Below are 22,564 nucleotides of genomic sequence, written 5' to 3' on the forward strand. Positions count from 1 at the left end.
TCAAGTGATGTGGTTGAATCAGCGCCCTCCAGGAGTTAAGTGTCTGGTTGAGCCAGACAGGGCACTTTCCGATAAGTGCTAAGATAATTTGTTGTAGATGTGGCGGCATTCGACTTATCCAGATCGCGAGACCGTATCCAAGGGCGGAACTCTTTAGTCCCGTTGGATCAGCAACGTTCGTTGGAGCCGCTTCTCCCGCGCCATATGCATACCAATTCCTACCATCCTTTATCGGATCTCTCGTCAAGAATCGACCGGTCGAAGGATCGTAGTACCGGTGCCCGAGGAGCTTGAGGCCGGAGGCATCCTGCTGATACCCAAAGTTCCCCGCGTAGCCAAACGGGCCCGTCCATGTGCCCGAAGAGGACACAACGTTACCAAAAGCATCGTAAATCCGCGACGCGACGACGCTTTGAGCAGAGGAGGTTTGGCTGTCGGTGTTCTTGAGGCCCGTGTGCTCGTAGCGCACATTGCCGCCGGAGCGCACCGAGACTCCCGGCGTGTAGCTGGCCGAGCCATCGCCCAGTACCGGATCAGTCACATACGCTCCACTCCGCCGGAAGGTATTTGCAACCGAGTTCTCCGTCTTCCCGATCCGGGTATCCAGGCCATTGTAGGAGTACGTGGCGCTGATGCCCGGGCCGGAAATGGCCGTCACCCGAGACTCGAAGTCGTAGGTGAGGTTCGTCGTTCCGGCCGAAGAGGTCACCGAAGTCGTGCGCCCCGCTGCATCGTAGCCGTAGGTCTTGATGGGAGTTCCACCCACCGAAACCGATTGCAACTTGTCGCCACTGTCGTAGGCGTAAGTTTCCGCAACGCCGTTCACCGTGCGCGTTAAGCGATTGCCATTGCCATCGTAGGTGTAGGTTCCGGTGTAGCCGGGCCGAGTCTCCGAGAGCAGCTGCCCCACCGGATCGTAGGTGTAGGTCGTCGTCACCCCATCGGTGGTGTGGGTCAGCATTTGGCTGGCCGCATCGTAGGTGTAGCTCTGACGACGCAGGAACGAGCCTCCGCTGTTGTACAGGTCAATTGCGGTCAGGCGGTCGCGGTTATCGAACTGCATCTGGTCCGAAGTGCCGTTCGGGTTAATCCGAATGTGGTTCCGGCCCAGAGAGTCGTAAAGAAACACGGTCTGGTCGCCGTGGCGATCGATGAAGTACCACAGCCGACCGTTCGCAAAGTAGGTGTAGTTTGTGGTGCCAAGACCCACCTCGGTCATCGAAGCCTTTTGGCCAGCGAGGTTGTAGGTATAGGTCGTGGTCCCTTGCGGCTGAGCCAGGCTGGTCAGTTCATCGGCCGCGTTGTAGCTCCAGGTGGTGGTGCCGGTGCTATCGACCATGCTGGTTTGGCGCGAACTGTTGTCGTAGCCAAAGGTGGTATCCACCCCGCTTGGGTAATCCACGGTGGTCATGCGACCCGCATTGTCGTAGACGTAACTGTTGGTGAAGCCGAGGGGCGAGGTGTAACCCGTGGTGTCCCCGGTGCCGTTGTATGTCCACTGCTCAATGGCCCCATCGGGCATGGTCAGGCGGGTGACTTCTCCACGATTATTGTGCTGGTAGGTGCGGGTGTGGCCCCGACCGTTTACCACGCTCGTGTTCCAGCCGTTGCTGTTGTAGAAGTAGGTCTCCACATCCCCGCGCGGGTTGGTGAAGCTGGTGTTGCGCCCGGCGGCATCGTAGACCCAAGTGGAAATCCGGCCGATTTCATCTTCGACCTGGGTGACGTTGTCTTCCCGGTCGTAGGTGGTCGAGGCCGTGGCTCCGCCCGGGTGAATCAGGCTGGTTTGCCGACCCCAATTGTCGTAGGTCACCGAAGTGGTGGCCGTGCCGCGCACGACCGAGGTAACCCGGCCAAGAAGGTCGTAGTTTCCGGTGATGACGACTCCCGCCGGGTCGGTGATGGAGGTCACATCACCCCGGGAGTTGTACGCCAGCGTCGTCGTTCGATCCAGGGCATCGCGGACGGTGAGCACATCGCCGTTACTGTTGTAGGTGTAGCGAACCGAGGCCCGGTTTAAGGGGTCGGTGACCTGGCTCACAAGTCCTTGCGCGTTGTAGCTGGTGGTGGTCACATGGCCAAGCGGCGAGGTCACCGAGGTGACATCGTGGGTGGCGTTGTAGACAGTGGTGGTGGTGTGATTAAGCGGCGTTCGCGCAGTGAGCTGATTACCCCAGCTGTCATAGGTGTAGTTCCAGGTCTGACCCCGCTCATCCACCAAAGCCGTGATATCGCGATTGCTATTGCGGGTGAAGCTGCGGGTATAGCCCGCCTCATCCGTCGTTCCGGTCAGTACTCCATTGGTGAATGTGTGCGTGACCGTCTGCCCGCCCGGCAGGGTGGTAACGCTGCTGTTTGCCGTGTAGCTCCGCGTGGTTGTGTGGCCCAGCGGGTTTGAAAACGTGAGGATCCGGCCATCGCTGTCGTACGTCCAGCTCCAGTTGTGGCCGCGCAGGTCCGTTTCTTGAATGATGTCGTGCCCCGCGGTGCTGTAGGTGAAAGAGCGCTCCGCCGCAGGGCCGCCAATGGAAGGATAGGTGATCTTGGTGAGCTGGTCGCTTCCGTTGTAGCTAAAGCTCCAGGTGCGGCCGAGCGGATCTTGGATGCTCGAAATGTTCCCACTGGCATAGCTGAAGGTCAGCGTCCGACCATCGGCGGAGGTGATGGAAGTGATTTGGTTGCTGGAGTTGCGGTTGATTGCGGTGGTGTTCCCGACCCGGTCTTTCACCGCAATGAGCCAGCCCGCGCTGCTGTACTCCCACTTCACCTGGTTCTTAAACGTTAAGGTGTAGGTATTGTTGGAGTGCCGAACAAGAGTATGGTTCCAGCCATCGGGACGCACATAATTTCCGCCCGAAATGGTGTAAGGCACGAGAAGTCCATCGGGCATTCGCACCGTAGAGGAGACGCCCGGATCCGTGGTGATGCGGCTGTCGTAGCTGTGGCTCCACCCATGCCCAAGAGCTCCGTTGTAGGTGCCCCGGCTATTGTGGAAGAGGGTGAAGCTGACCGCCGACGCTCCCAGCGAATCCCAGCCGACTAAATGGTGCCGGATGAGGTTGTTTCCGGTCATCATCGAGGACTGACCATAAAATCCGGAGCCGCCTCCAACATCAAATCCTGATCCACCTCCAGAGCCGCTTCCGCCGCCCGGAGGCATCCCGCCGCCGGGATCACTGCCGCCGGTTTCGTGGAGAGCATAGACTCCCGGCACTGGCAGAATGGAGGCAATGACTTCCCCGGACTCGATGCGTTCTTGAAGCATCTGCCGGTCGAGCGAAGTGCGGAGGGCAGGCGTCCACCAGCGGGAGTGGGAGTCATCGCGGCCCGGGGTGCGCGGGTGCGTGATGGGTTGAGCCTTCAGCGGCAAGGGGCGGTGACTGAACTCCGGAGCTACGCGCACCGGAAGCGGCAGGGCCTTTCCGGCCCGGGCCAGAATGTCCGCCGCGCCGTTTGCCGCAACCGATGACGTAAGCGAAACCACCACGACAAAAGCCGTGAGCCTGGTCAAAAGTGATCCCGCTGAAAACCCCTTGATACTTGCCATGTCTTACTCGCATCCGCCGCAGTGAAAGCCGCTTGTGCGGAGTTCTAGCCGGGGGAGAGCTTGACGATATTCTCTCTGGGACTAAAGCTCTAAATCCTGTAGCATTTGATATTTGCTAAGGCATGTAACGCTTGATTAAATGCCACATAATGAAACATTGTTTTTGCGCTAGATGCCGCAATATGGAGGCATGTATGGCCTACGTACAGGAGACACACCCAGAAAGGAGAAAGCCCCCCATTGCTGGGAGGCCTTCTTTAATCCTTGCTCCGGAGTCTTGCATGCAGAGGACGAATCCCGGAGGGTACGTTTTAATACTACGGCAGAAACCCTCTGATGTCAAGCCCTTTCCCGCCCCAATCAGGCCCATTTGCGGGGTCATCGGCCCATTGGGCGGCCATTTTGGCTCTGGCACCGGAAAGGTTTGCGGCTTATCAAAGGCCCGGCGACCTTAACGAGCGAGACGCCATGGCTCGCTACCTCTGGAATATCGACGTGTCCCGGTCGCTTCATCCAGTCCTGCACGTGGCTGAAGTGACCTTCCGCAACCAGCTCCACAACGCCTTAACCGGCCTTCATGGAGCCACATGGTACGACACCCCTCACCTGCTCACGGGCAAAGCGCTTGCGAAGGTAGCCGAGGCAAAGTCGAATCTTGCGAGGGATCGGAAGCCGCTTGATCCTGGCCGCATCGTCGCGGCCCTCAGCTTTGGCTTCTGGACCTCCCTTTACGACCGGCAATACCAGGGCCAGATTGTCAATCGCACCCTTCAGGCAGTGTTTCCCCATTACTTAGGCCGCGCCCTCACCCGCACCGCGATCGCGCCCCGGCTTCGTGACCTTCGGTTTTTGCGCAATCGGATCTCTCACTTCGAGCCCGTAGCGTTCAACCCACAACTTCCGCAGCGGCATGCTGATGCAATGGAGCTCATCTCCTGGATGCACCCTTCCATGGCCACCCTTGTCCGTGCCATCGATCACTTTCCCCGCATCTACGGGCAGAGCTGGGTCGCCTACCGGCCAGAGGTGACGGCCCTCTTTGATCCGGGCTTTTCTCGTTAGGTTTCCTGACGTTCCTTCTCCCGTTTGCGCCGGAGATTCCCCACTGCGGTCATCCTTGACCCCGTAGGCGGGAAAGAAAGCGGCTTGCAAGGCCCCTCATTTTCGCTCGCTTCGCGTCCCTGCAAACGAGGGTGTTCCTGCTCCCCTCAGCCTTGCCGCCCTTCCCTTTCCCACCTCTTCCCGGGTCATGACCGCCAAGGGCAATCCCGCCCTAGGCGCAAAACGAAAGGAAACGGTCATGAACACCCAAAACTACGAGATCCTTGCCGGACAAAAAGGCGGCGAGCGCACCTACTGGACGCGGATTGGTACGGCCTTCCCTACCCGCGATGGAAAAGGCTTTCGGTTAAAGCTGAACTTCATCCCGGCGGCAGCGGAAACGGACATCCTGGTGCTTCCCCCCAAGCCGCAACCGGGCGCGGAGACGACCGAGGAGTTTGACGACCCTCTGTTCCCCTTCGACCCGGCGCGGGTCAACCGCCAGTAGACCTCGGGGTCGCCTGGTCGCCGCTTTCGGCGGCCAGGCGCACTTCCTCCTCGCAACACTTTTGCAACCTCAAGCCCTTATGCTCTTTCTTAAAGGGCCAATGCCGGAAAGGAGGCCACCATGGCCAGCAAATCCCCTTCAGACCGCGTGGATGTCTACACCCGGGTCACCCACCAAATCATTGCGGCCATCGAGGCCGGAGCGGGCGCATGGGAAATGCCCTGGCATTCTCCGGAAACGGCGCTCCGCTGCCCCGTGAACGCATCAACCGGCCAGCCTTATCGGGGCGTGAACATCCTTAGCCTCTGGGTCGCAAGCCATCTTGCAGGCTACCAAGAAAACACCTGGGCCACGTTCAAGCAGTGGTCAGACCTTGGCCATAAAGTCTGCAAAGGCGAAAAGGCGACCGTGGGCGTATTTTGGAAACCCCTTGAACAACAAGGTGAACAGCCCGCCGAAGGTGACTCCGCGTCCACCGATCGCTACTGGGTTGCGAAGGCCTTTCCCCTCTTCAATGCCCAGCAGGTTGAGGGCTACGTGCCTCCCGAGCGTCCTGAGAGACCCGAACATCAGCGGATTGAGCATGCGGAAACATTCTTTGCCGCGCTCGGAGCCGACATCCGCCACGGGGGCGGACGCGCCTTCTATCAGCCCACAGCAGACTACATCCAGCTTCCGCCCTTTGAAGCCTTCACCAGTCCCCTTGACTACTACTCCACCTTGGCCCACGAGGCCACGCATTGGACGGGGGCCAAGGGGCGTCTTGACCGCGACCTATCGGGCCGCTTTGGCAAAGAGAGCTATGCGGCCGAGGAGCTCGTGGCCGAGCTTGGGGCAGCCTTCCTCGCCGCCGATCTGGAACTCAGCGTCGATGCCCGGCCCGAAAATGCCGCCTACGTTCAGTCCTGGCTCAAAGTGCTTCGCGCCGATAACCGCGCGATCTTTACCGCCGCTAGCCTGGCGCAACGGGCCTCTGACTATCTGCATTCCTTCCAAAGCCTGAAAGCAGTGCCGCAGCCGGTGGCTTCTCGCTTGGAGCTCTGAGGCTCCCCCCTCATCATCGATGGGGCCACCTCCCTGGCCTGGCCACACGCCGCGCTTTCGCCTGGCAGGACGCGCGTCTTCCCCGCCCACAAAGCGGACGACGCGCCTACTGCCCCGCCTTACGGCTCTCTACGGCGGCTCGGCGGCGGCCTTAGCCAGGGCCCCACCCCATCTCTTCTTCCCGCTTCCATGGTGCTTTACATCGGGCCTATTCGTCCGTAAACTCGATTCAAACTTGGAAACAGGTTTCCGAACACCCCCGGAAGACCACTCATGAACGCATTGGAAACTGACGTGAACACACCTGATAGCATGTATGTAAGCCTGAACCAGGCGGCCAAAATCTGGGGGAAGTCGAAGGGGACAATCTCCAAAATGGCAAGTTCAGGGAAGCTTCAATGGCATCCTCAGCCTACCGGTGAGCGCAAGCTTCTCCTCTCGGAGCTAGCCCACTACTTTGGCGAGCCGGTACGTGAACAGGAACAGCCCGTTTCCAAACTCGCCCTCGTGACCGGTCGTGAACGAGAAGAAACGTCCATGAACGCCGTCGAGGCGGCCAAAACGGAGGCGGAGCTCAAAGCCGCCCGCGACATGATCGAAGCCCTCAAAGGCCAGATGAGCCGGGAGCGCGAACTTCTGGAGCGCGAAGTCGAACGGGAGCGGATCAACGCGGACGCCTGGCGACGCGCCGCCGAAACTGCTACCGAGATGCTGAAAGCTCTTCCCGCCCCCACAGCGGAAACACCGCTGGGAACCGTTATTGAACAGGTGGAAACCCCGCGCAGACTCAGCTTCATTGAACGTCTCACTGGGCGCGTGAGAGGCTTGTAATGCACAAATCCGATCCCACACCCAGCGGGGAAGACCGCCCCAGGAAACGCAAGGAAACGGGCCGCGTTCCCTTGACGGAACAAGCCCTCCGGCACGCTGAAGCGTTTGGCCCGATGGCCGAACGCGATATTCAACCCAAGGGCTACATGGCCCGCGAGCTGGTGCAGTGCGGCCTTCCCATCACCCGACCCAAAGAGACGCGGATCGTCCGGAAAAACGGGCACCTGTCGGTCGTATTCCGCAGTGGAGTCGGACGAAACGGGGAAGACATTGGGCTTCCGTACGGGGCCATCGCACGATTCCTCATGGTCTACATCACGACCAAGGCAATCGCTAACCAAGGCAAAGACAACCCCCGCCGCATCGCGATCACTAGCCACCTGTATGAGTTTCTGCGCGAGCTTGATATCCCTATCGTCACAGGAAAGCGGGGAAGTGTGAAAGCTCTTCGCGAGCAGATCACGCGACTTCTGCGCTGCGAAATTGCGTTCATCCGCGAAGTGGACGATGAAACGGGCTCTCGCGACTCCTATGCCCTCATGCCCGTTAGCGACGCCAGCGACATCTGGTGGAGCTATAAAAGCCCTCAGCAAGACAGCTTCTTCGAGAGCTACATCGAACTAAGCGACAAGTTCTACCAAGCGATCGTGGCCTCACCGGTACCCATTTTGCTGGATCATCTGCGGCAGCTCCGTCGCTCGCCACTGGCCATCGATTTCTACGTCTGGGTCAGTTACCGGTTGTTCACGATGAACGCCCAGAAACAGGGGGTGCTTAACTTGCCGGTGCCCGTTTTGAAGGCGCAAATCGGATCTTCGTTTGAACGCACCCGAGACTTCGTGAAGTACATGAACGAGGCGATTGAGAAAGTGAAATCGGTGTTTCCGGCCTTGCAGTGCCAACTCACCACTAACGGGTTCACGCTCTTTTCCGGGCCGACTCCGTTGGCCGACTTCGACAAGTTCGCCAAGCTGCAAGGGACGGAAACTCGGGCCGCAAAGACCTTACGCCAAGTTCAATCGCGCAATCTTGACATGAACACCCTGGAAGCCGGCCGGGCCGTGGCCCCCGGCTTTGATGTCCGCTACTTGGAGCGGGCGTACTGGCAATGGATTGATGAGACCGGGCAGAAACCCAAGTACGTGAAAGCGCACTTTATCAAATTCTGCAAAACGCACGCCGCGAAAAATCCGCTCTGAAAATCAATTTCACGACGCGAAATTTCCCGAAATTTTGTCGCTTTGAACCTGTAGTTGTCCACCTTGGGGGGATGAAGTGGTCGCGCCTTGGGGGGATGAAGTGGTCGCGCAGGGGGGATGAAGTGGTCGCGCAGGGGGGATGAAGTGGTCGCGCTATATCCTATATGGATATTCTTAAGTGAATCCCTTAAGTGAATGAAATCCTGACGTTGCAACGCGAATTTTCTTCATTTTTTGCTTTTTGGCTCTTCCCGAGGGTTTGGGTAGCAAAGCCGAGCGGAGCGAAGACCGAGAGGCCTGAGCCCCTCAGAATGGCCCCTGTTTGGTCCAGGAACGGGGTTAAAGCTCAAAAGGGTAGGTAAGGATGCCCCAAAGGGCAGAGGTCACTCAGCGGCCAAATTTTCGGGGTTTGCGGCCATCCCCCTTTCGCCGAGCGAGGCTAGGGTGTGCCAGCCATCCAGCGGACAAGGGGCTGCGCCCAGTCAAGGGCACCCAAAAAAGTCTAACGACTTCGGAGCCCTACGGGTTTTGGGAACCCACCCTTGACCCCCGCTAGATACCTGTCAGGTTCATCTCAGAGGGGCGAAAGGGAAAAAGGCTTGGGCCTAGGTTCAAGAAGGAACTTTTTTCCTTGACAGACATCTTGGAGTATGTAAAAATGCACATAATCAGAGAGCAGGCGAATGAAACCTCTCACATGGATAGGCTCAAGTCTCAGAGACCTCAAGGAGATGCCAGAGGAGGTGAGGGGAGACATCGGACATGCGCTTTACGTCGCCCAGGGTGGCTTGAAGCATATAGACGCCAAGCCGCTCCAAGGCTTTGGCGGGGCCGGGGTGCTCGAAGTCGTGGAACGCCACGACGGGGACACCTACCGCGCGGTCTACACGGTGAAGTTTGAGGAGGCAATCTATGTCCTGCACTGCTTCCAAAAGAAGTCGAAGTCCGGCACGGCGACCCCGAAAGCGGATGTAGATCTCATCAAAAGCAGACTGAAGACGGCTCAGGAGGAACACGAAAAATGGATCGAAAAGAACAAGAAGTAGACGAAACCAGCGTCACTCCCGGAAGTGCAAACGTCTTTGCCGACCTTGGACTGTCCGATGCTGAGGAGCATCTGGAGAAAGCAAAGCTCGTTCTGGCCATCCAGCGGGCCATCGAAGAAGAAGGCCTGAGCCAGACTGCCGCCGCCGAGCGCATGGGCATCGACCAGCCCCAAGTCTCCCGGATGCTACGGGGGCAGTTCAGGGGCTACTCCGTCGAGAGACTCTACAGATTCCTAAACTGCTTCGGCCATGACGTGATCGTCATCGTCGCGCCACGACATCCTAAAACCGTCGGTCACGTCACCGTGAACATCGGTTAGAGCTGAGAGAACGGGCGAAAGGGAAAAAGGCCATGACCAACGAAGACCAGGCACTCAGGGAGCACAAGCGCGAGACATTGAACCAGGTCATCGACCTCTTGGAGACCCTCCCGACGCTCGCGATGAAGACCGAAGTCATCCTCTCCGCTGCCGCCATGCTGGGGGTGAAGGTGAGGGAGCAGACCACGACCGCACCGAGGTCGGGATACAGGCCGTCGCCCAAGAAAAGAAAATGGTGAGACTACAATCTACGGGCAGCTACCTTTAAGGGGAAAAGGTCTTCCGTTGAAGGCAGAGTCCTGACAGCACCCAGCAGACACCAGGCAGCATTGGCCTATTCTTCGGCCCGCTTCAGGGCCACGAGCATAAACTCAGCTTGCTGAATCTTGTTACCGATAAACCACTGGCAGACGAATCCTCCGTAAGTTCCCTCGCCCACGATGGTCATCTTCGGGCCTCCTGAACGAAGCTCCACAACGTCGCCAGGCTTTAATTCACGATCAATATCGCTCATAGACTCCTCAGTCTACCGCTAGCAGACGGCCGAGTAACCCTCGCAAGTGCGCATATAAGCAAGAGCTCCAGAATTTCGCCTAGTCCGCGACTTGGAGGTGCCCACTCCAGTCAGGAGCACCACACTCGTACAGAACCGGCATAGGCCAACAGACTATAGGTAAGATCGTCGAATGGGCCCAAAGTGCGGATTTTGCCAAGGCACTTCCTTTCAACTGGCGCACCCTGTAGGAAATGTCCAGGGGGCAAGGTTAAAAATGCCATTCGTAGTATGTTCCACATGTCATTCAGCGGTCGCAGTGATCAGCTCCTTTGACCCTGGGCATGAAGCTCACCAGGCGAATGAGGCAATTGCGCAGCTTCGATCAGACATTCGAACTCTTGCTTTAGAAGTCCGAGCGTTGAAAAACTCCATGCGGTAATCAACCCGGGTCAAGATTGCGACCTGATTCAAGTATCGGCCCTTTCAAGCTTCGTTAACATTACCTTAAGCTCAGTCACATTGTGTCGATGCCTGAGATATTATTCGAAAAATAGAAAGCAGGTCGTGCCAGCTACTTTGTCATGAAGTATGGGGAAAACGTCAGTGTGCGGAGTTTGTTTCCGACTTCGTTCCGTAGCGACAGAATTCCCAGTGATAGCTGCGCTTGCCGTCATGTTCTGGCACATGACTAAGGAACCCGGCTAAGTAACAGAGAATAAAGACTCATTGCGATTGAAACATTGGCGGCAAATTGTCCATGCGTAGTTCCTCATCCCGTATCATTTGCTTTCCTCGATCGAGCAGTTCATCAAAACAAAGAATACTAATACCGTGGAGATGAGACCTATAATTCTCGAAAGCCTTCATCCACTCATCATTGTCGGAAATGGTCGATAAGGATCCAATGATCATGATTCCGGTCACTACGGTAGGAAGGATGTTTGCGATTTGCATTGGGCGAGTATCAATACCTTCAAGATTGTGGCAATAAGCAATTGTTTGGTTTACTCCACCGGTGAGATCTTCTGACCATATAGGTATGCCAGTACGGTAGTCCCTGGAAACTAGTCGGCACTGAGGCTTCTTGATTTCAATAATTCGAGCGAATGACTTCGTTCCTGCAGTCCGCATAAGAAAATCTGCTTGCCTTTCACCTTTGTTCGTGTAGTCTGAAGGGCGAACAACGGCTTTAGGTTTCAAGACGTGGCTGAAAACGAGATCTGAAGAATGGCCGAGGATCCAAGAGTGGCGCTCAAAGAATTTTTGCCAGTCTTCCTCATTCCATGTTTTATCGTCAAACTGCTTTTGAAATTCTTCAATGCTTTGTCGTCGTCGAACTAAAGTCGCAAGATCATTAATGAATGTGGCGGATTCATTTTCAAACACTTCACCAAGTGTGATCACATCTTGCCTGCGTGCAGAGCCATCAAGTGCCCTTCGGGCCGCGCGCAGAAGTGTAATTGCGCCGACTGATCCAGCTGCTTCTAGAGCTTGTGTAAAGTCATCTCCTTCTGCTTCAAGTGCCCTACTCAATGTGGCTATTAGTTGCGCTGATTTGAGTGTTTGCTTCTGCATCATTGCTAACTGCTGGGCGATCTGCATAAAGAATGGTGCAGCTCGATTCTGATTATCCACGCTTTCAATGAAAGGCCTTATTGCTACAACTGCAACCAAAAATGTATTGATGGTCAACTCATTGTAGTGAACGTCCTCTTGTGTGGTTAGCACAAGAACAGGTGTTAATCCAAGGCTTTGGGCCCTTGCCTCGATTGCTGAAGAAAGATCCTGCAAGCCTTTAAAAGTGGGATGTGAATGGCCAATGGTGGCTTCCCAATCAAAATCAAAGTATGTAATACAGTGACATTGCCTCAGGCGTTTCGTTTGCAGTTTTGATGGCCATCTGAGTAAATCGGGATCAAACATCAACTATCAAGTATCTCAACTGAAAGTCCACTCATAACTTCGGGAAGTCCAAACTCGGGGTTTATTCCGATCCGTGACCTTAAGTCAGTCAGGGTCGTCTGCGGATCCAAAAGCGTCCCGATCTTCGCTTCAGATTCTGGCCTTGCTCGGCTCGATTGTCTGGCTCTATACACCCTCAGTCGAGTGCCTGGGTTGTTGAGAGCAAAGCGACAAAGACCCCTCACATAGAAACGATTAAACTCGCCCTGAGCAAATACAGTACTAGCATTACTGGGCACCTTAACCACCTTTCCGGCTCGGAGTTCTGTTGAGTTAAAGCATGTGGGGCTGAAGAGTTGCCGTTCTAGCCAGACCTCGTCGTGACTGGCAAGAGCTTCGAGGAGCGTTTTCTCATAGATAGCATGACCACGCTCATTGAAGCGCTCACTGTAGTATAGGAGTGACTCGGCAATGTCGAGCTTGGCTTCTTCAAGCATGAGCGCGCGTATCGTTGCTCGTTCTAAGTCGTGAAAGTCAAAGTGGCCTGGCATATATGGGTAGTATACTCTTTAATCTGAGACGAGTGTATCTATCAGAGCATTCGTCCGTTCTGCGGGAGTGGGTAGAGGTCTCATTTGAAGCTGTCGAGTAACAGATCATGTCAAGTGGGATGACGAGGTAGCGCAACCCGCAAAAGCCCTCCCGGAAGCAAGCATCCTCAGCGCAAGATGCCCGCCTTCTTCATTTTTTGGAAGAGGGTGCGGCGATAGTGAAGCGCGTCCATCGTGATGGTGCCAGCAGGAGGGAACTCAATCCGAGTGGAGCACACCTCGGGCTCACTCCCAAAGTGAACCGCAAGACTCGGTGAGTTGGGCGGGCAGAAGAGTGAGCGCCAGGCCGTACCCGTCCAGATCTTTTGCCAACGCTCACCAGGAATGGGTTCGCGCGTTTCTACGATGCGGGTGATGGTGATGCAGATGCCTTTAGCCATTCGATAGAGCATCACTCACTGTGGCTGCGAAGTCAAATGAAGGTTCTGTGACACATAATTTGGGTAGTGGATCGGGTTCAAGAACTTCCGGAAGAGCTGCATGATCGCCTCCTCGATCTCTCTGCGAGGGTGCAGCAGATGCAAGCTCGCGACGCCGAGCCCTTACAGGTTGAACAGATGATCAACCAGTTCGATATCGACTGGCATGACCGGCTTGCCCTTGAGCGCCGGGCAGAAACGCGGGGCGTTCAACTTGGAATCCGCGAGGCAGCTTTTGAGCAAGAGCGCATTGCTAAGGCCCGCGAGAATGGGATCGATTTAGAAGCCATGAGAGGCGATGATCCAAACACAATGTTTCTCAAGTGGAACGCGCTCCGGCGCGAGCTTGATCCCTCTCCCGAGCAACAGAAGATTATTGAACGTGAAATCAAGCCCCACCAAGATGCGGCATCGCGGGAGGTGGCCGAGAAGTACAACCGCCTGGAAGACGGCATGCAACAAGCCTTGGACGATATTCAGCGCGGGAAATCTCCTGATCTGCGCTTCACTTTGGAGCGGCAGCTGGAGAAAGAGGAAACAAAAGCCCAGAACCAGGAGCTCCTGGACATGCTAGAACAGGCAAGGGCCAGAAGCAGAGAAGAAGAGCGCGAGCGCTAACCGCTTCTTAAGGATGCGAGCAGATCTCGGTGCATCACGGGCCGAAAAACGAACTCCGTTTCCCCCGTCTGCCGGCTGTAGAGGGGCTCATCGTAGCCCACCATATCGCCCTCGATCCGCATTTTCTTGCCCGGATAGAGCCGCTCAAGCGCACCGGCCACGCTCTCTAGCGTGACGGTGACCGGAGAAGACTTGGCTTTTGCCAGGGCATCGGCAAGGCTGAGAGTGCCGCCAGAAGGGGCCTTTGCATTCAAGGCCAGAGGAGCGCCCCCCGGTAGCACTTTATAGGCAGGATTCTCATCGGTGCGGCCCCGAAACTCCAGATGCGTGCGCACATCCACCTTCCCGAGCCAGGCCGGCCGATGGCCGCGAATGAAGGCGATGAGGTCGTTTTCAGGATGAACGCGCACCTCATCGGGGGTAAGCAAATCCCGCTGCACCAGCGACATTCCGCCGCCCGATGCGGCCATCGCGCCGTACTTGCCGATGTAGCTGCTCACGTACTCGGAGGTGAACCTGTCCGTCGCATTGAAAAACACGTGGGCCCCGGCGCTGCCAAAGACGCCGTGATACTCCGGCTCTGGCCAGAGCTTTTGCATCTGGCTCAGGAACTGAAACACCATGGCAAATCTCCCGCCCACCCCTTCGATATAGGGAATCGCATGCTCAAGCGTGCTCAGACGGCCGATGGTGGCCGCGTACTCATCGAGCATGAAGAGGGTCGGGATCGGGGAGCGTGATGGGGCGCGGAGAACCGCCACGATGCAAGACGACATCACCAGGCGAAACCAAGGCGAGTAGTCTTCGAGCTTATCGAATGGGCACACGATGTAGACCGTCGTCTTGCCTGCCTTCAGGTCGTAGGGGTGAAAATCGGAGTGGCAGAGATGGTCGTGCCAGACCGGTGAGTTCAGCCAGTTGAGCGAGCGAAGCGCCAGAGAAACAAAGGATGCCCGCTCTTTCTTGTTCACCTGATCCCACCAGGCCCCCGCCCGGGCAATGACATCCTGCATCACCGGATCCGGGTGCGGGTTGTGGGTGAGGGCGAGGAAGAGATCATCATGCGGCATCTCAAGGCCGTTTGCAAGGCGAGAAAGCGCGATCAGATTTTGCTTTTCCGGCGGGAGGAAGAAGACCAGGAACGTAAGCACACCCTTCAGGAAGGCCCGCGCTCCGTCGCGCCAATGCTGCTCCTTTTCGCCTTCTTTTGAAACGAGAAGGGCATCGGCAATGCGCTCGATATCATCGACCGCTTCGATGTAGTTTGCCTCGGCAAAGACCGACAGCGGGTTGAACCTGTGAGTTGGAACCCGGGGCTCGATGCCGTAGCTTGCGAGCTTTCCGGTTGGATCCAGAATGATCGCCTTGTGGCCCCAAGCATGCTCCCGGTAGCGGTAGGTCACTGCGGCATTCTCACCTTTTGGATCGGTGACAACCATGCTCCCCTGGTAGGCGATGAGATTAGGCTGAACAAAGCCGATCCCCTTTCCGCTGCGGGGCGGCGCGATCACAAGGACGTGCCCTTGCCGGTTGAAAAGGGCTAGCTGGCCTTTGGAGTTTTGTCCCAAAACGATACTGCCCGGGCGGTAGGTGAAGAGATCGAGCCTGGCGCTCTCTTCAGCCGAAAGCCACTTGGCGGTTCCGTGGGCTTTCGTGTCCCAAGCCCCGGAAGAACCGGATGAGCCAACGCGGTAATCCATACCCCTTTCTCTTGGCGTAGCCTACCGCCTGAACGTCCTTGCTAAGGCTGTGTCGGCTCTGGGCCGGGTGAAAAACCAAAGAGGGCGCGGTCGCGCGGCTTTTCAAGACGATCGAAAAGAAGGCTCCGGACGTAGCGATCAAAGTCTGGACGGCTCGCCATTTCTTGCATCATGATCGCGCCGATGAGGATCTTTCGCCGGGTGTCTTCTTTGCGTGCCAGCACTCTGGCCTTGGCTTGAAGCCGGGCCAGTTCCGCATCGATCTGCGCGCGCCGGGAGCGGAGCGCTTCGATCCGTTGTTCGTTCGAAGGCCGCATGACACCACCCAATTTACCAGAGGAGGGATTAAGGCTTTCTTAACTCCCGAGCGGTAATCTGACCGAACGAAGTAAGGGCGCACTTATACGTTGCTGCGCAACGGTGCGGCAGGGAATCCCTGCACCCTTCTTCAATGAAGACCCCGAGGAAAGGCCACGCAGAATGCAAGGGCACTACCACTGTTCGGTTGACATTATCAGTCGTGGAAAAGGCCGTTCCGCCGTTGCCTGCGCGGCCTACCGCTCGGGCATGGTGCTGGAAGATCAGCGGTATGGGAAAACCTATGATTATGGGCGGCGACGCGGAATTTTAGAGGTGGGCATTCTCACCCCCGCAGGAGCCCCCGCCTGGGCCGCCGAGAGGGAAGAGCTCTGGAACTCGGTTGAAGCCTTCGAGCGGCGCAAAGACGCTCAGCTTGCCCGGGAATTTGTTCTCGGACTACCCGCGCAACTCACCCATCCCCAGCGCAGAGATCTTGTAGAGGAGTTTGTACGCCAGGAGTTCACGCCGCTTGGCCTGGTCGCGGACTGGGCGATTCATGCTCCCAACCCGAAAGGCGATCAGAGAAACTTTCACGCTCATGTCATGGTCACCCTTCGCGGCGTTGGCCCCCATGGATTTGAAGAAAAGAAAGACCGCTCCCTGAATTCTCCGGAGCGGCTCACCGCCTGGCGCGAGGCATGGGCCGAAATCCAAAACCGAGCGTTTGAACGGCACGGCATTGTGGATGCCCAAGGGAGACCTTTTCGCGTCGATCATCGGAGCTACGAAGACCAAGGGCATGGCCTGGAGCCAACCGTTCACCTTGGCGTCCATGCCAGTGCTATGGAGCGGGCCGGGAAGCCAACGGAGCTGGGCGATCTTAACCGGGCCATCCTTGCCTCTAACGACAACCGGATGCGGCGACGGAGAGCGGCTTTACTCAGTCCAGAGGATTACTCCCGCCAGCTTGCGCTTCTTGAAGAGAAGCGGCGCGAGCAGGACGGCCCCGAGCCTTGGAACTAGAGCCTTCCTCCCGTTGGCCCGCTATTCGGCCAGTACTGGTCTGCTTCCTGGGCGATCCGGTGCATAAAGCGGCGAGTGACCTTGATGAGCTCCTGTTCGACTTCTTTGAACGTTGTCGGGTGCTTCGATGCTGCCTTTCCGGCCAAATGTGTGCCGACGCCTGGCACAAGTAGATAGGGTAGCGACTTGACCAGCGTGGATCCGATCCCTTTCAACTGAAGCTGTTCTAGCTCTTTGAACCGGCGGCTGTTCTTGATAAAGCTATTAGCACCGAAGGGCAAGACATGCGTCCAGGCCCGGTTCGTCATGCTGACGATGCCGAAAACCGTTCCCCGGCCTTCACGGCAGAGCAGAACCAGGAGGGCAGGGCCGTTCGGGAGCTGGGCCTCAGAGCAAATCTCCCATTCGTTGTTTCCCCATGCGCTCTGAGAGTCGAAGATAAACGTCTGGTGGGTGTAGACCTGGCCGCCGTAGGTGATACTGCCTCGGTCGGAGGCGACGAAGGAAATCTGGCCCGGGACAACTTCATACCAGTCGCCAGGGTTCCACAGAAGATGCTCTTCCTCTTGTTCGGTGAGCTCGATCCCGGGCTTGGGCGGCAGTACCGGGATTCCAAGACGAGCACAGAGCTGGGGATGCTTGGTCGTCCAGCGAGGATTTTCCTTGAGGCGCTCGATGACCCGGGCGTTGGTCTCCGCATTGAGCACACAACCGCTGTCAATCGCCCACCAGGCGGCGCGAAGGAGTGTCTCCCCCTTTGCGTTGACGTCCATCGTTTCAAAGCGAGTCGAAGCCACGCGGAAGAAAGCACGCATCGACTGCTCGTCTTCGCCCTTTGGCTTGATGTTGCCATCGGGCAGCTCCAGATAGTCCCCGCGATCAATGGCTCCATCCGGGCGGCTCACCGGAGCCGAGGAGGCCGGGGGCGGCATGACACTGGGGGGCATCGCGGGAGGAGGAGCCGCAGCGACGGCGGATCCACACGACGAACAGAACCGGGCTGTGTTCGGATTTGGGCTACCACACTGGTTGCAGAACATCTCTCACCTCAGGAAGGTGTACCCTTCCAGTTGCAATTGTACGCCGCCCTGCCCTCGGTAGGCATCTAAATCGAAGGGTGCCTAGATGGCACTTTACAAGCGCCCGTCGTGTTTGCTAGGATTGAGAGTGGCCTGAGAATATTCAGGCTGCCATCCTTGTGAAAAACCAAATGGCAACTGAACAGAAAGACAGCACAGCCTTCGAGGCTGCCGAACTGCATTCTCACTTTGAATGCGTCCCTGAGGCAAATCTATGTCTCGGGTTCCCAGCTGGTTCAGCCTATAATCTCTTTGTTCGCGAAAGTTCTCACGTGGCGAAAATGAGGGTCTCCTTAGGAAAAATGGGGGTAAGCATGTCACAACTTGAAGAAGACAGTAGAGCGTTTTCAGGGATGATGGTGGCGCTCTTTAGCGGGAAGAAGTACTCTTCTTCTGACGTGGTCACGTGTTTGATGCGCTCGCCTGAGAAGGTTGAAATATCAAGATGCACTTTGCTCCATAACTCACCTGAGTTATGGATTGAGAAGAGTATATTGTTGAAATGCCTCGCCCAAAAAGTAAGCGCGTCTCCGATGGAGTTATTCGACATTGTTTACTCAATAGCTTGCGCCGGAAGAAGTGCTTGGGTAAGGGGGGAAACGGAGTTTAGTGTGCCGATAAATTTACTTAACGATAAGCGTCGGCCTATATCTACAAATGTATTCAACTTTTACCTGAAGCGCAGCAGTAGACGCAATGACGCCCGCATCCTCTTGAAGGATATCACAGCTTACGCGCTATTTACAGGCACCCTTCAGCCAAAAATTTAGCGTAACTGTCGAGGTCTGCGTACATCGAGCCCCGATGAATTCTTAGCGTCCTTAGTTCCTGAAGAATTTCAACTTTACAAGCCATTGGGATGACTGCTAGCGGGAAAATCCTTCTCCAAGCAATGTGATCTGGACTTGTTTCAATATAGTTCACCCTCATTTCGCAGGAAGATGCCAAGAATCTTCCTGCTTGAACCTCAATTCTTCGAGTGAGCATGCGCGGGACAATGATTTTCGGTTGATCTTCTACTATACGTGTTGACCGACAAATTTTTAACACTTCATCCACGTCTCCATGCTCAATTTCGTCGAGATGAAAGGGGATTTTCTCAAGATGCAGAAGGCTCGTGCAGCTTCTTTCTAATGTGGTCTTCAGTTCAAGAAACCAAATGACCCCGTCAAGTGTTTCATCCACACTGGAAGTGTTGTCGCAGGCAAAAAACAATGCTGCAAGTGGATTTACGGCCCAATCGAGCAGAAATGTTGGCAAGCCATGATGTTGAGCAAGACACATCCAAGAGAGGTAATCATTCACATCACTGAGCGAGCCACTTGTTGGATGGTACTGCTCAGCGTAGCGTGCGAGCCGAAAAATCATATTGCTCTGAACAGTATTTAGATCTAAGTAAGGATTACCGAAAGCCTCGATGTGCGCTTTGAGCAGCTTCTTGGAATCCTTTGGCCGCAAGATTTTGGGAAGCAACGGATATGGGCCAGGTTGGCCGCGAAAATAAAAGCGAAGTGGGCTGGGATTGCCGTCGCATGTTGCTTTACTATGGAGAGAGCCTACGACTTTTAAGAAGGCAGCAACGGACTTGACCCGTGGGATAGAGCGTGGAAAGCGGTCGAATGCCTTTAAATGAAGCTCGCTTGAAGTTGGAATGTTATCGAATGGTAGGAAGGTAGCTTTAGACATGGGTCTCCACCTTGAATGCGCACTGTTCTAGCGTCGAAGCAGTAACGGTATGCCACACTAGACTCCATCAATTGTACCCCACCTGCGTAGCCTAAGCGCTCCAGTAGAGTGGTCATCCCTCTGGTGGAGGCTTTGATGTTATACGCGAGTTGGCTGTGCGTCGCTTGGTTCATCTTCCTGGATAACAGGAGGCGCTCGCGACCGTATGAGTGCTATGTGCCTTCTAGATCCCGCTTTGGTTCAGGGCAGATCGCTTACCAGGTAATTTGCGAGGGGCGCACTCATTGGATCTCTTTCACGTTCCTGACAATAAGGCGAGGTGGCAACGAGTCCTCGATGCCGGAAATGTGACCCCAAAAGGTCGGTTGGCCCTTTCCCCCGCGTACAGTACAGAAGCGGGCGAGGCTAATCTGGTCGCGCTGACGAAGGAGAACGTTGCCTGTAACTGTGAGAGTAGAGCCCATGCGACGAACGGTGCCGCTTCCACTCGCCTCGTGAATCAGTTCTTGGTTCTCATCAAACAGCTTGAGCACTACCGGGTCGGGATCGATCCCTGCCTTACGATCCTTTTCATCCTCGCACTCAAGCCGCTCAAGAAACTGTCGATCCAAATCTTCGTTGCGCCACATGGCTAGAGAGTACCCTCCCGATTGTGCCGCATAACCCCTTTTATGAGCACCGTACCGGTGCTATGATCCGTCCATGATGACAGTGGACAAAAGACAACCGGAAGAAGGGCTCCTCCTCCCAATTCTGGGGGGTGTCGGGGGTGGCGTGGCGAGGTACCAGGGCCGCAAAACGCCACAGGAAGCGACGGCCGATTACTTCGGGGCGAAAATCGCCAACGACAACACCCGGGCCGCCTACCTCCGCGATGCTAAAGAGTTCGCCGCCTGGTGCATGGAGCAAGGCCTTCCCCTTGAACACGTGGAAACCCTCCACGTCGCCCGTTTCCGAGACCACTTGCGAACAGCCGGAAACAGCGCCGCCACGATCAAAAGAAAGATGTCTTCTCTTCGCAACCTGTTCGCCTATATGGTGGAAACTGGTTCGCTCGGCTTCAATCCAGCCCGCGAAGTTTCCACGGAAAAGGTGCGGGTGAAGGGGGGCAAAACCCCCGCGCTCGATGCCCAGCAGATGCGGATGCTCTTTGAAAGCTTTGATCCTTCCCGCCCGATCGAGCTGCGCGACCGGGCTCTCATTGCCGTCATGGCCTACGCCCTGGCCCGAGTATCCGCAGCAGTGGCCATCCGGGCCGAGGACTTCATCGATCTAGGCCGCACCCAGATGATCCGGCTTCACGAAAAAGGCGGAGTGCAGAGGGACATTCCGGCCCACCCGCGCCTGGTGGAGTATCTGGACGCCTGGCTTGCGGTTGCGGCTTTGCGGACCTCCGATTGGCTATTCCCCGCTTTCGATGCCCGAGGGACAATCCAGAGTTCCCGCCCCATGTCCCGGGGTGATGCCCTGCGCATGGTGAAACGTCGGCTTTTGCGGGCCGGGATTCCGCCTGTATTCTCCAACCACTCCTTCCGGGCCACCGGGATCACGGAGTTTCTCGCCAACGGGGGAAGCTTAGAAATCGCGCAGCAGCTTGCAAATCATGCGGACAGCCGAACCACCAAGCTTTACGACCGCCGGGCGACTCGGCTGGAACTGGAGGAAATTGTGAGGATTAGATACTGAAAGAGCACCGATAGCCAAACCTCACCGGCGTGACCAAACGGGCCCGTCCAGGTGCCTGAGGAGGACACGACGTTGCCAAAAGCATCGTAAATCCGCGACGCTGAGACACTTTGGGCCGGGGAGGTTTGGCTATCGCTGTTCTTGAGACCCGTATGCTGGTAGCGCACGTTTCCGCCCGAACGCACCGAGACTCCAGGAATTCTTCCTGGATTAGGGCCTAAACAGATTGCCAAGCAGCTCGGGAACCATGCCGTCAGCTGGACAACCACTCACGATCTTTCGCTGATTCGTTATTAAAGAATGATCCAGGGAAGACCTCTACGGCATGCTTATAATGTTATCGCGCAAGATTCGATTAATTCCTCAATACTGATAGCACCTTCACTTTTGCGCTTGAGGACGAGTGCGCAATGACCATCCTCATGAAGTGTCACAGATACACATTGGAGACCTTCACCAACATCTGGTAAAGCGACGATGAGCCTTGTTCCCGGAGTCCAATCACAGATTAGCTGTAAGCCTTCAAACAAGCTACCGCCACGCATAACTTGCAATTTGTTATCGAAGAAATAGCCACGCCTTGAAGCTAGCAATTTTTCCCGAATGATCAAAGAGCTTCGGTTAATGATTTCACTAATGATGACGATGGCATTATGCCAATTTGTTTCAACAGTGTAGATTTGCGCCCCCCCAAATTTCTTCCGGCTTTCACGAATAGAAATGTCGCCATTTACTGATTTTGCAACTTGAACAAAGTGAGCCCCGTCCTCCTTACGGGAAAAAGCGTAGCTACACGTGTATAAAGTGCCCAGCTCAAAAGATAGCTCATGACGTATTAAGCCATTGCCAAATAACATGAGGGTTGCTTCTTCATGCCTCGATGATACAAGTAAGCTGTGCAATATTATCGGCAAGGAGCCACAAAATGTTAAACATGACGTAGTCAAAATCCACCTGTGGTTTTCCAACTCGGGAAATGCATGCCTCAATATGCTCACACCTGCGACTGGGGTAAGCATATTGAGAAAGAGAGTTCCTGACTTCATAGCACTATTTAAAGGCGTCTAAACCTAGATCAATGATCAGGCTACCATGACTGGGACGCGCGCCTCCTATCTTAACCCCTGACCCGAATCCCGGCGTCCCAGGTAGCCACTGCCCACCCCATGTTGGAGGTTTCCTTTCATATCCACCACTTAATTGGTAGGTATGGATGTGCGGGTAAATATGATCCGTACGCAAACTCCTAGAAACAATATCGACTCGAAATACAACTCTTCCTTGGGCGTCATATCTCGCGATAGAGGTAACAGCACCTCCAGTTTCACGATAGCCCCATCCATTGGGTGGGCCAGCTCTGTTGAACGCTGTCATTCTTACTACCGGATCTAGAGATTTCAAGTGATGTGGTTGAATCAGCGCCCTCCAGGAGTTAAGTGTCTGGTTGAGCCAGACAGGGCACTTTCCGATAAGTGCTAAGATAATTTGTTGTAGATGTGGCGGCATTC

Annotated in this window: 23 protein-coding genes and 1 pseudogene; 12 read left to right on the forward strand and 12 right to left on the reverse strand. The window is 55.8% G+C overall.

Features of this window, described 5'->3' with window-relative positions:
- The coding region (locus tag ACLD7X_RS12070; RefSeq protein ID WP_411423887.1) for an RHS repeat-associated core domain-containing protein at positions 1-3,547 on the reverse strand (3,547 nt) is incomplete at its 3' end.
- 468 nt (positions 3,548-4,015) lie between these two features.
- Between ACLD7X_RS12070 and ACLD7X_RS12075 the strand changes: the two genes are divergently transcribed.
- The 8 genes from ACLD7X_RS12075 (at position 4,016) to ACLD7X_RS12110 (ending at position 9,775) form a co-directional block, all read left to right on the forward strand.
- Positions 4,016-4,609 carry a hypothetical protein gene (locus ACLD7X_RS12075; RefSeq protein ID WP_411423888.1) on the forward strand — a complete coding sequence of 198 codons (594 nt, stop codon included), beginning with the start codon at positions 4,016-4,018 and terminating at the stop codon, positions 4,607-4,609.
- A 187-nt stretch (positions 4,610-4,796) separates the two neighbouring features.
- Positions 4,797-5,096, forward strand: a complete 300-nt coding sequence (locus ACLD7X_RS12080; protein WP_411423889.1) for a hypothetical protein — start codon at positions 4,797-4,799, stop codon at positions 5,094-5,096.
- A 120-nt stretch (positions 5,097-5,216) separates the two neighbouring features.
- Positions 5,217-6,140, forward strand: coding sequence for an ArdC family protein (locus ACLD7X_RS12085; protein WP_411423890.1), 924 nt, complete (start codon positions 5,217-5,219; stop codon positions 6,138-6,140).
- Between the two features lie 273 nt (positions 6,141-6,413).
- Positions 6,414-6,971 carry a hypothetical protein gene (locus ACLD7X_RS12090; protein WP_411423891.1) on the forward strand — a complete coding sequence of 186 codons (558 nt, stop codon included), beginning with the start codon at positions 6,414-6,416 and terminating at the stop codon, positions 6,969-6,971.
- A gap of 113 nt (positions 6,972-7,084) precedes the next feature.
- Positions 7,085-8,170, forward strand: a complete 1,086-nt coding sequence (locus ACLD7X_RS12095; RefSeq protein WP_411423892.1) for a replication protein RepA — start codon at positions 7,085-7,087, stop codon at positions 8,168-8,170.
- Between the two features lie 683 nt (positions 8,171-8,853).
- Entirely contained in the window at positions 8,854-9,216 is a 363-nt protein-coding gene (locus tag ACLD7X_RS12100; protein WP_411423893.1) for a type II toxin-antitoxin system RelE/ParE family toxin, read from the forward strand.
- A complete protein-coding gene (locus ACLD7X_RS12105) occupies positions 9,192-9,536 on the forward strand; it encodes a helix-turn-helix domain-containing protein (protein WP_411423894.1) in 345 nt (114 codons plus the stop codon). The genes ACLD7X_RS12100 and ACLD7X_RS12105 overlap by 25 nt, the downstream gene beginning before the upstream one ends.
- A 32-nt stretch (positions 9,537-9,568) precedes the next feature.
- A complete protein-coding gene (locus ACLD7X_RS12110) occupies positions 9,569-9,775 on the forward strand; it encodes a hypothetical protein (RefSeq protein ID WP_411423895.1) in 207 nt (68 codons plus the stop codon).
- Between the two features lie 95 nt (positions 9,776-9,870).
- On the opposite strand, the gene ACLD7X_RS12115 is transcribed toward ACLD7X_RS12110, so the two are convergent.
- From ACLD7X_RS12115 to ACLD7X_RS12130, 4 genes are all read right to left on the reverse strand, one after another.
- Complete coding sequence (locus tag ACLD7X_RS12115; RefSeq protein WP_411423896.1) at positions 9,871-10,050, reverse strand: YodC family protein; 180 nt, start codon at positions 10,048-10,050, stop codon at positions 9,871-9,873.
- A gap of 705 nt (positions 10,051-10,755) precedes the next feature.
- Positions 10,756-11,955: a Shedu immune nuclease family protein gene (locus ACLD7X_RS12120; RefSeq protein ID WP_411423897.1), complete on the reverse strand. Its 1,200-nt coding sequence runs from the start codon at positions 11,953-11,955 to the stop codon at positions 10,756-10,758.
- Positions 11,955-12,431: a hypothetical protein gene (locus ACLD7X_RS12125; RefSeq protein ID WP_411423898.1), complete on the reverse strand. Its 477-nt coding sequence runs from the start codon at positions 12,429-12,431 to the stop codon at positions 11,955-11,957. The genes ACLD7X_RS12120 and ACLD7X_RS12125 overlap by 1 nt, the downstream gene beginning before the upstream one ends.
- Before the next feature lie 221 nt (positions 12,432-12,652).
- Positions 12,653-12,925 (reverse strand): hypothetical protein, encoded by a 273-nt coding sequence (locus ACLD7X_RS12130; protein ID WP_411423899.1) that lies wholly within the window; start codon positions 12,923-12,925, stop codon positions 12,653-12,655.
- Positions 12,926-13,102: 177 nt separating this feature from the next.
- On the opposite strand from ACLD7X_RS12130, the gene ACLD7X_RS12135 reads away from it, so the two are divergent.
- Entirely contained in the window at positions 13,103-13,582 is a 480-nt protein-coding gene (locus tag ACLD7X_RS12135; RefSeq protein ID WP_425625188.1) for a hypothetical protein, read from the forward strand.
- Here the strand turns inward: ACLD7X_RS12135 and ACLD7X_RS12140 are convergent.
- Both ACLD7X_RS12140 and ACLD7X_RS12145 read right to left on the reverse strand, forming a co-directional pair.
- Positions 13,579-15,282, reverse strand: a complete 1,704-nt coding sequence (locus ACLD7X_RS12140) for a type IV secretory system conjugative DNA transfer family protein (RefSeq protein ID WP_411423901.1) — start codon at positions 15,280-15,282, stop codon at positions 13,579-13,581. The two genes, ACLD7X_RS12135 and ACLD7X_RS12140, sit on opposite strands and share 4 nt — an antisense overlap.
- A gap of 41 nt (positions 15,283-15,323) precedes the next feature.
- Positions 15,324-15,599 carry a mobilization protein gene (locus ACLD7X_RS12145; protein WP_411423902.1) on the reverse strand — a complete coding sequence of 92 codons (276 nt, stop codon included), beginning with the start codon at positions 15,597-15,599 and terminating at the stop codon, positions 15,324-15,326.
- A gap of 163 nt (positions 15,600-15,762) precedes the next feature.
- On the opposite strand from ACLD7X_RS12145, the gene mobQ reads away from it, so the two are divergent.
- The gene (gene mobQ / locus ACLD7X_RS12150; protein ID WP_411423903.1) at positions 15,763-16,605 is read left to right on the forward strand and encodes a MobQ family relaxase; all 843 of its coding nucleotides are present in this window, start codon (positions 15,763-15,765) and stop codon (positions 16,603-16,605) included.
- Here the strand turns inward: mobQ and ACLD7X_RS12155 are convergent.
- Positions 16,602-17,510, reverse strand: a complete 909-nt coding sequence (locus ACLD7X_RS12155) for a hypothetical protein (RefSeq protein WP_411423909.1) — start codon at positions 17,508-17,510, stop codon at positions 16,602-16,604. The genes mobQ and ACLD7X_RS12155 overlap by 4 nt on opposite strands.
- 72 nt (positions 17,511-17,582) lie before the next feature.
- Positions 17,583-17,645: pseudogene (locus ACLD7X_RS12160) on the reverse strand (zinc-ribbon domain-containing protein); the annotation flags it as partial.
- A gap of 170 nt (positions 17,646-17,815) precedes the next feature.
- Here ACLD7X_RS12160 and ACLD7X_RS12165 point away from each other — a divergent pair.
- The gene (locus ACLD7X_RS12165) at positions 17,816-18,454 is read left to right on the forward strand and encodes a hypothetical protein (protein ID WP_411423904.1); all 639 of its coding nucleotides are present in this window, start codon (positions 17,816-17,818) and stop codon (positions 18,452-18,454) included.
- Here ACLD7X_RS12165 and ACLD7X_RS12170 read toward each other — a convergent pair.
- Both ACLD7X_RS12170 and ACLD7X_RS12175 read right to left on the reverse strand, forming a co-directional pair.
- Positions 18,426-19,370, reverse strand: a complete 945-nt coding sequence (locus ACLD7X_RS12170) for an FRG domain-containing protein (protein ID WP_411423905.1) — start codon at positions 19,368-19,370, stop codon at positions 18,426-18,428. The genes ACLD7X_RS12165 and ACLD7X_RS12170 overlap by 29 nt on opposite strands.
- Before the next feature lie 281 nt (positions 19,371-19,651).
- Positions 19,652-19,999, reverse strand: coding sequence for a hypothetical protein (locus ACLD7X_RS12175; protein ID WP_411423906.1), 348 nt, complete (start codon positions 19,997-19,999; stop codon positions 19,652-19,654).
- 145 nt (positions 20,000-20,144) lie between these two features.
- On the opposite strand from ACLD7X_RS12175, the gene ACLD7X_RS12180 reads away from it, so the two are divergent.
- On the forward strand, positions 20,145-21,056 hold the full coding sequence (locus ACLD7X_RS12180; RefSeq protein WP_411423907.1) for a tyrosine-type recombinase/integrase: 912 nt from the start codon (positions 20,145-20,147) through the stop codon (positions 21,054-21,056).
- A gap of 329 nt (positions 21,057-21,385) precedes the next feature.
- Here the strand turns inward: ACLD7X_RS12180 and ACLD7X_RS12185 are convergent, their stop codons facing one another.
- Positions 21,386-21,913: a hypothetical protein gene (locus ACLD7X_RS12185; RefSeq protein WP_411423908.1), complete on the reverse strand. Its 528-nt coding sequence runs from the start codon at positions 21,911-21,913 to the stop codon at positions 21,386-21,388.
- Positions 21,914-22,564 lie beyond the last annotated feature (651 nt).

Origin of the sequence: Aphanothece microscopica RSMan92 (genome assembly GCF_046613545.2) — a bacterium.
Taxonomy (GTDB): Bacteria; Cyanobacteriota; Cyanobacteriia; order PCC-6307; family Cyanobiaceae; genus NIES-981.

Excerpts from the sequence above, each read along its gene's own strand:
- ACLD7X_RS12075 (WP_411423888.1), top strand. The coding sequence starts at position 4,016 with ATGGCTCGCTACCTCTGGAATATCGACGTGTCCCGGTCGCTTCATCCA.
- ACLD7X_RS12080 (WP_411423889.1), top strand. The coding sequence starts at position 4,797 with ATGACCGCCAAGGGCAATCCCGCCCTAGGCGCAAAACGAAAGGAAACG.
- ACLD7X_RS12085 (WP_411423890.1), top strand. The coding sequence starts at position 5,217 with ATGGCCAGCAAATCCCCTTCAGACCGCGTGGATGTCTACACCCGGGTC.
- ACLD7X_RS12090 (WP_411423891.1), top strand. The coding sequence starts at position 6,414 with ATGAACGCATTGGAAACTGACGTGAACACACCTGATAGCATGTATGTA.
- ACLD7X_RS12095 (WP_411423892.1), top strand. The coding sequence starts at position 7,085 with ATGGCCGAACGCGATATTCAACCCAAGGGCTACATGGCCCGCGAGCTG.
- ACLD7X_RS12100 (WP_411423893.1), top strand. The coding sequence starts at position 8,854 with ATGAAACCTCTCACATGGATAGGCTCAAGTCTCAGAGACCTCAAGGAG.
- ACLD7X_RS12105 (WP_411423894.1), top strand. The coding sequence starts at position 9,192 with ATGGATCGAAAAGAACAAGAAGTAGACGAAACCAGCGTCACTCCCGGA.
- ACLD7X_RS12110 (WP_411423895.1), top strand. The coding sequence starts at position 9,569 with ATGACCAACGAAGACCAGGCACTCAGGGAGCACAAGCGCGAGACATTG.
- ACLD7X_RS12115 (WP_411423896.1), bottom strand. The coding sequence starts at position 10,050 with ATGAGCGATATTGATCGTGAATTAAAGCCTGGCGACGTTGTGGAGCTT.
- ACLD7X_RS12120 (WP_411423897.1), bottom strand. The coding sequence starts at position 11,955 with ATGTTTGATCCCGATTTACTCAGATGGCCATCAAAACTGCAAACGAAA.
- ACLD7X_RS12125 (WP_411423898.1), bottom strand. The coding sequence starts at position 12,431 with ATGCTTGAAGAAGCCAAGCTCGACATTGCCGAGTCACTCCTATACTAC.
- ACLD7X_RS12130 (WP_411423899.1), bottom strand. The coding sequence starts at position 12,925 with ATGGCTAAAGGCATCTGCATCACCATCACCCGCATCGTAGAAACGCGC.
- ACLD7X_RS12135 (WP_425625188.1), top strand. The coding sequence starts at position 13,103 with ATGATCAACCAGTTCGATATCGACTGGCATGACCGGCTTGCCCTTGAG.
- ACLD7X_RS12140 (WP_411423901.1), bottom strand. The coding sequence starts at position 15,282 with ATGGATTACCGCGTTGGCTCATCCGGTTCTTCCGGGGCTTGGGACACG.
- ACLD7X_RS12145 (WP_411423902.1), bottom strand. The coding sequence starts at position 15,599 with ATGCGGCCTTCGAACGAACAACGGATCGAAGCGCTCCGCTCCCGGCGC.
- mobQ (WP_411423903.1), top strand. The coding sequence starts at position 15,763 with ATGCAAGGGCACTACCACTGTTCGGTTGACATTATCAGTCGTGGAAAA.
- ACLD7X_RS12165 (WP_411423904.1), top strand. The coding sequence starts at position 17,816 with ATGGCAACTGAACAGAAAGACAGCACAGCCTTCGAGGCTGCCGAACTG.
- ACLD7X_RS12170 (WP_411423905.1), bottom strand. The coding sequence starts at position 19,370 with ATGTCTAAAGCTACCTTCCTACCATTCGATAACATTCCAACTTCAAGC.
- ACLD7X_RS12175 (WP_411423906.1), bottom strand. The coding sequence starts at position 19,999 with ATGTGGCGCAACGAAGATTTGGATCGACAGTTTCTTGAGCGGCTTGAG.
- ACLD7X_RS12185 (WP_411423908.1), bottom strand. The coding sequence starts at position 21,913 with ATGTTATTTGGCAATGGCTTAATACGTCATGAGCTATCTTTTGAGCTG.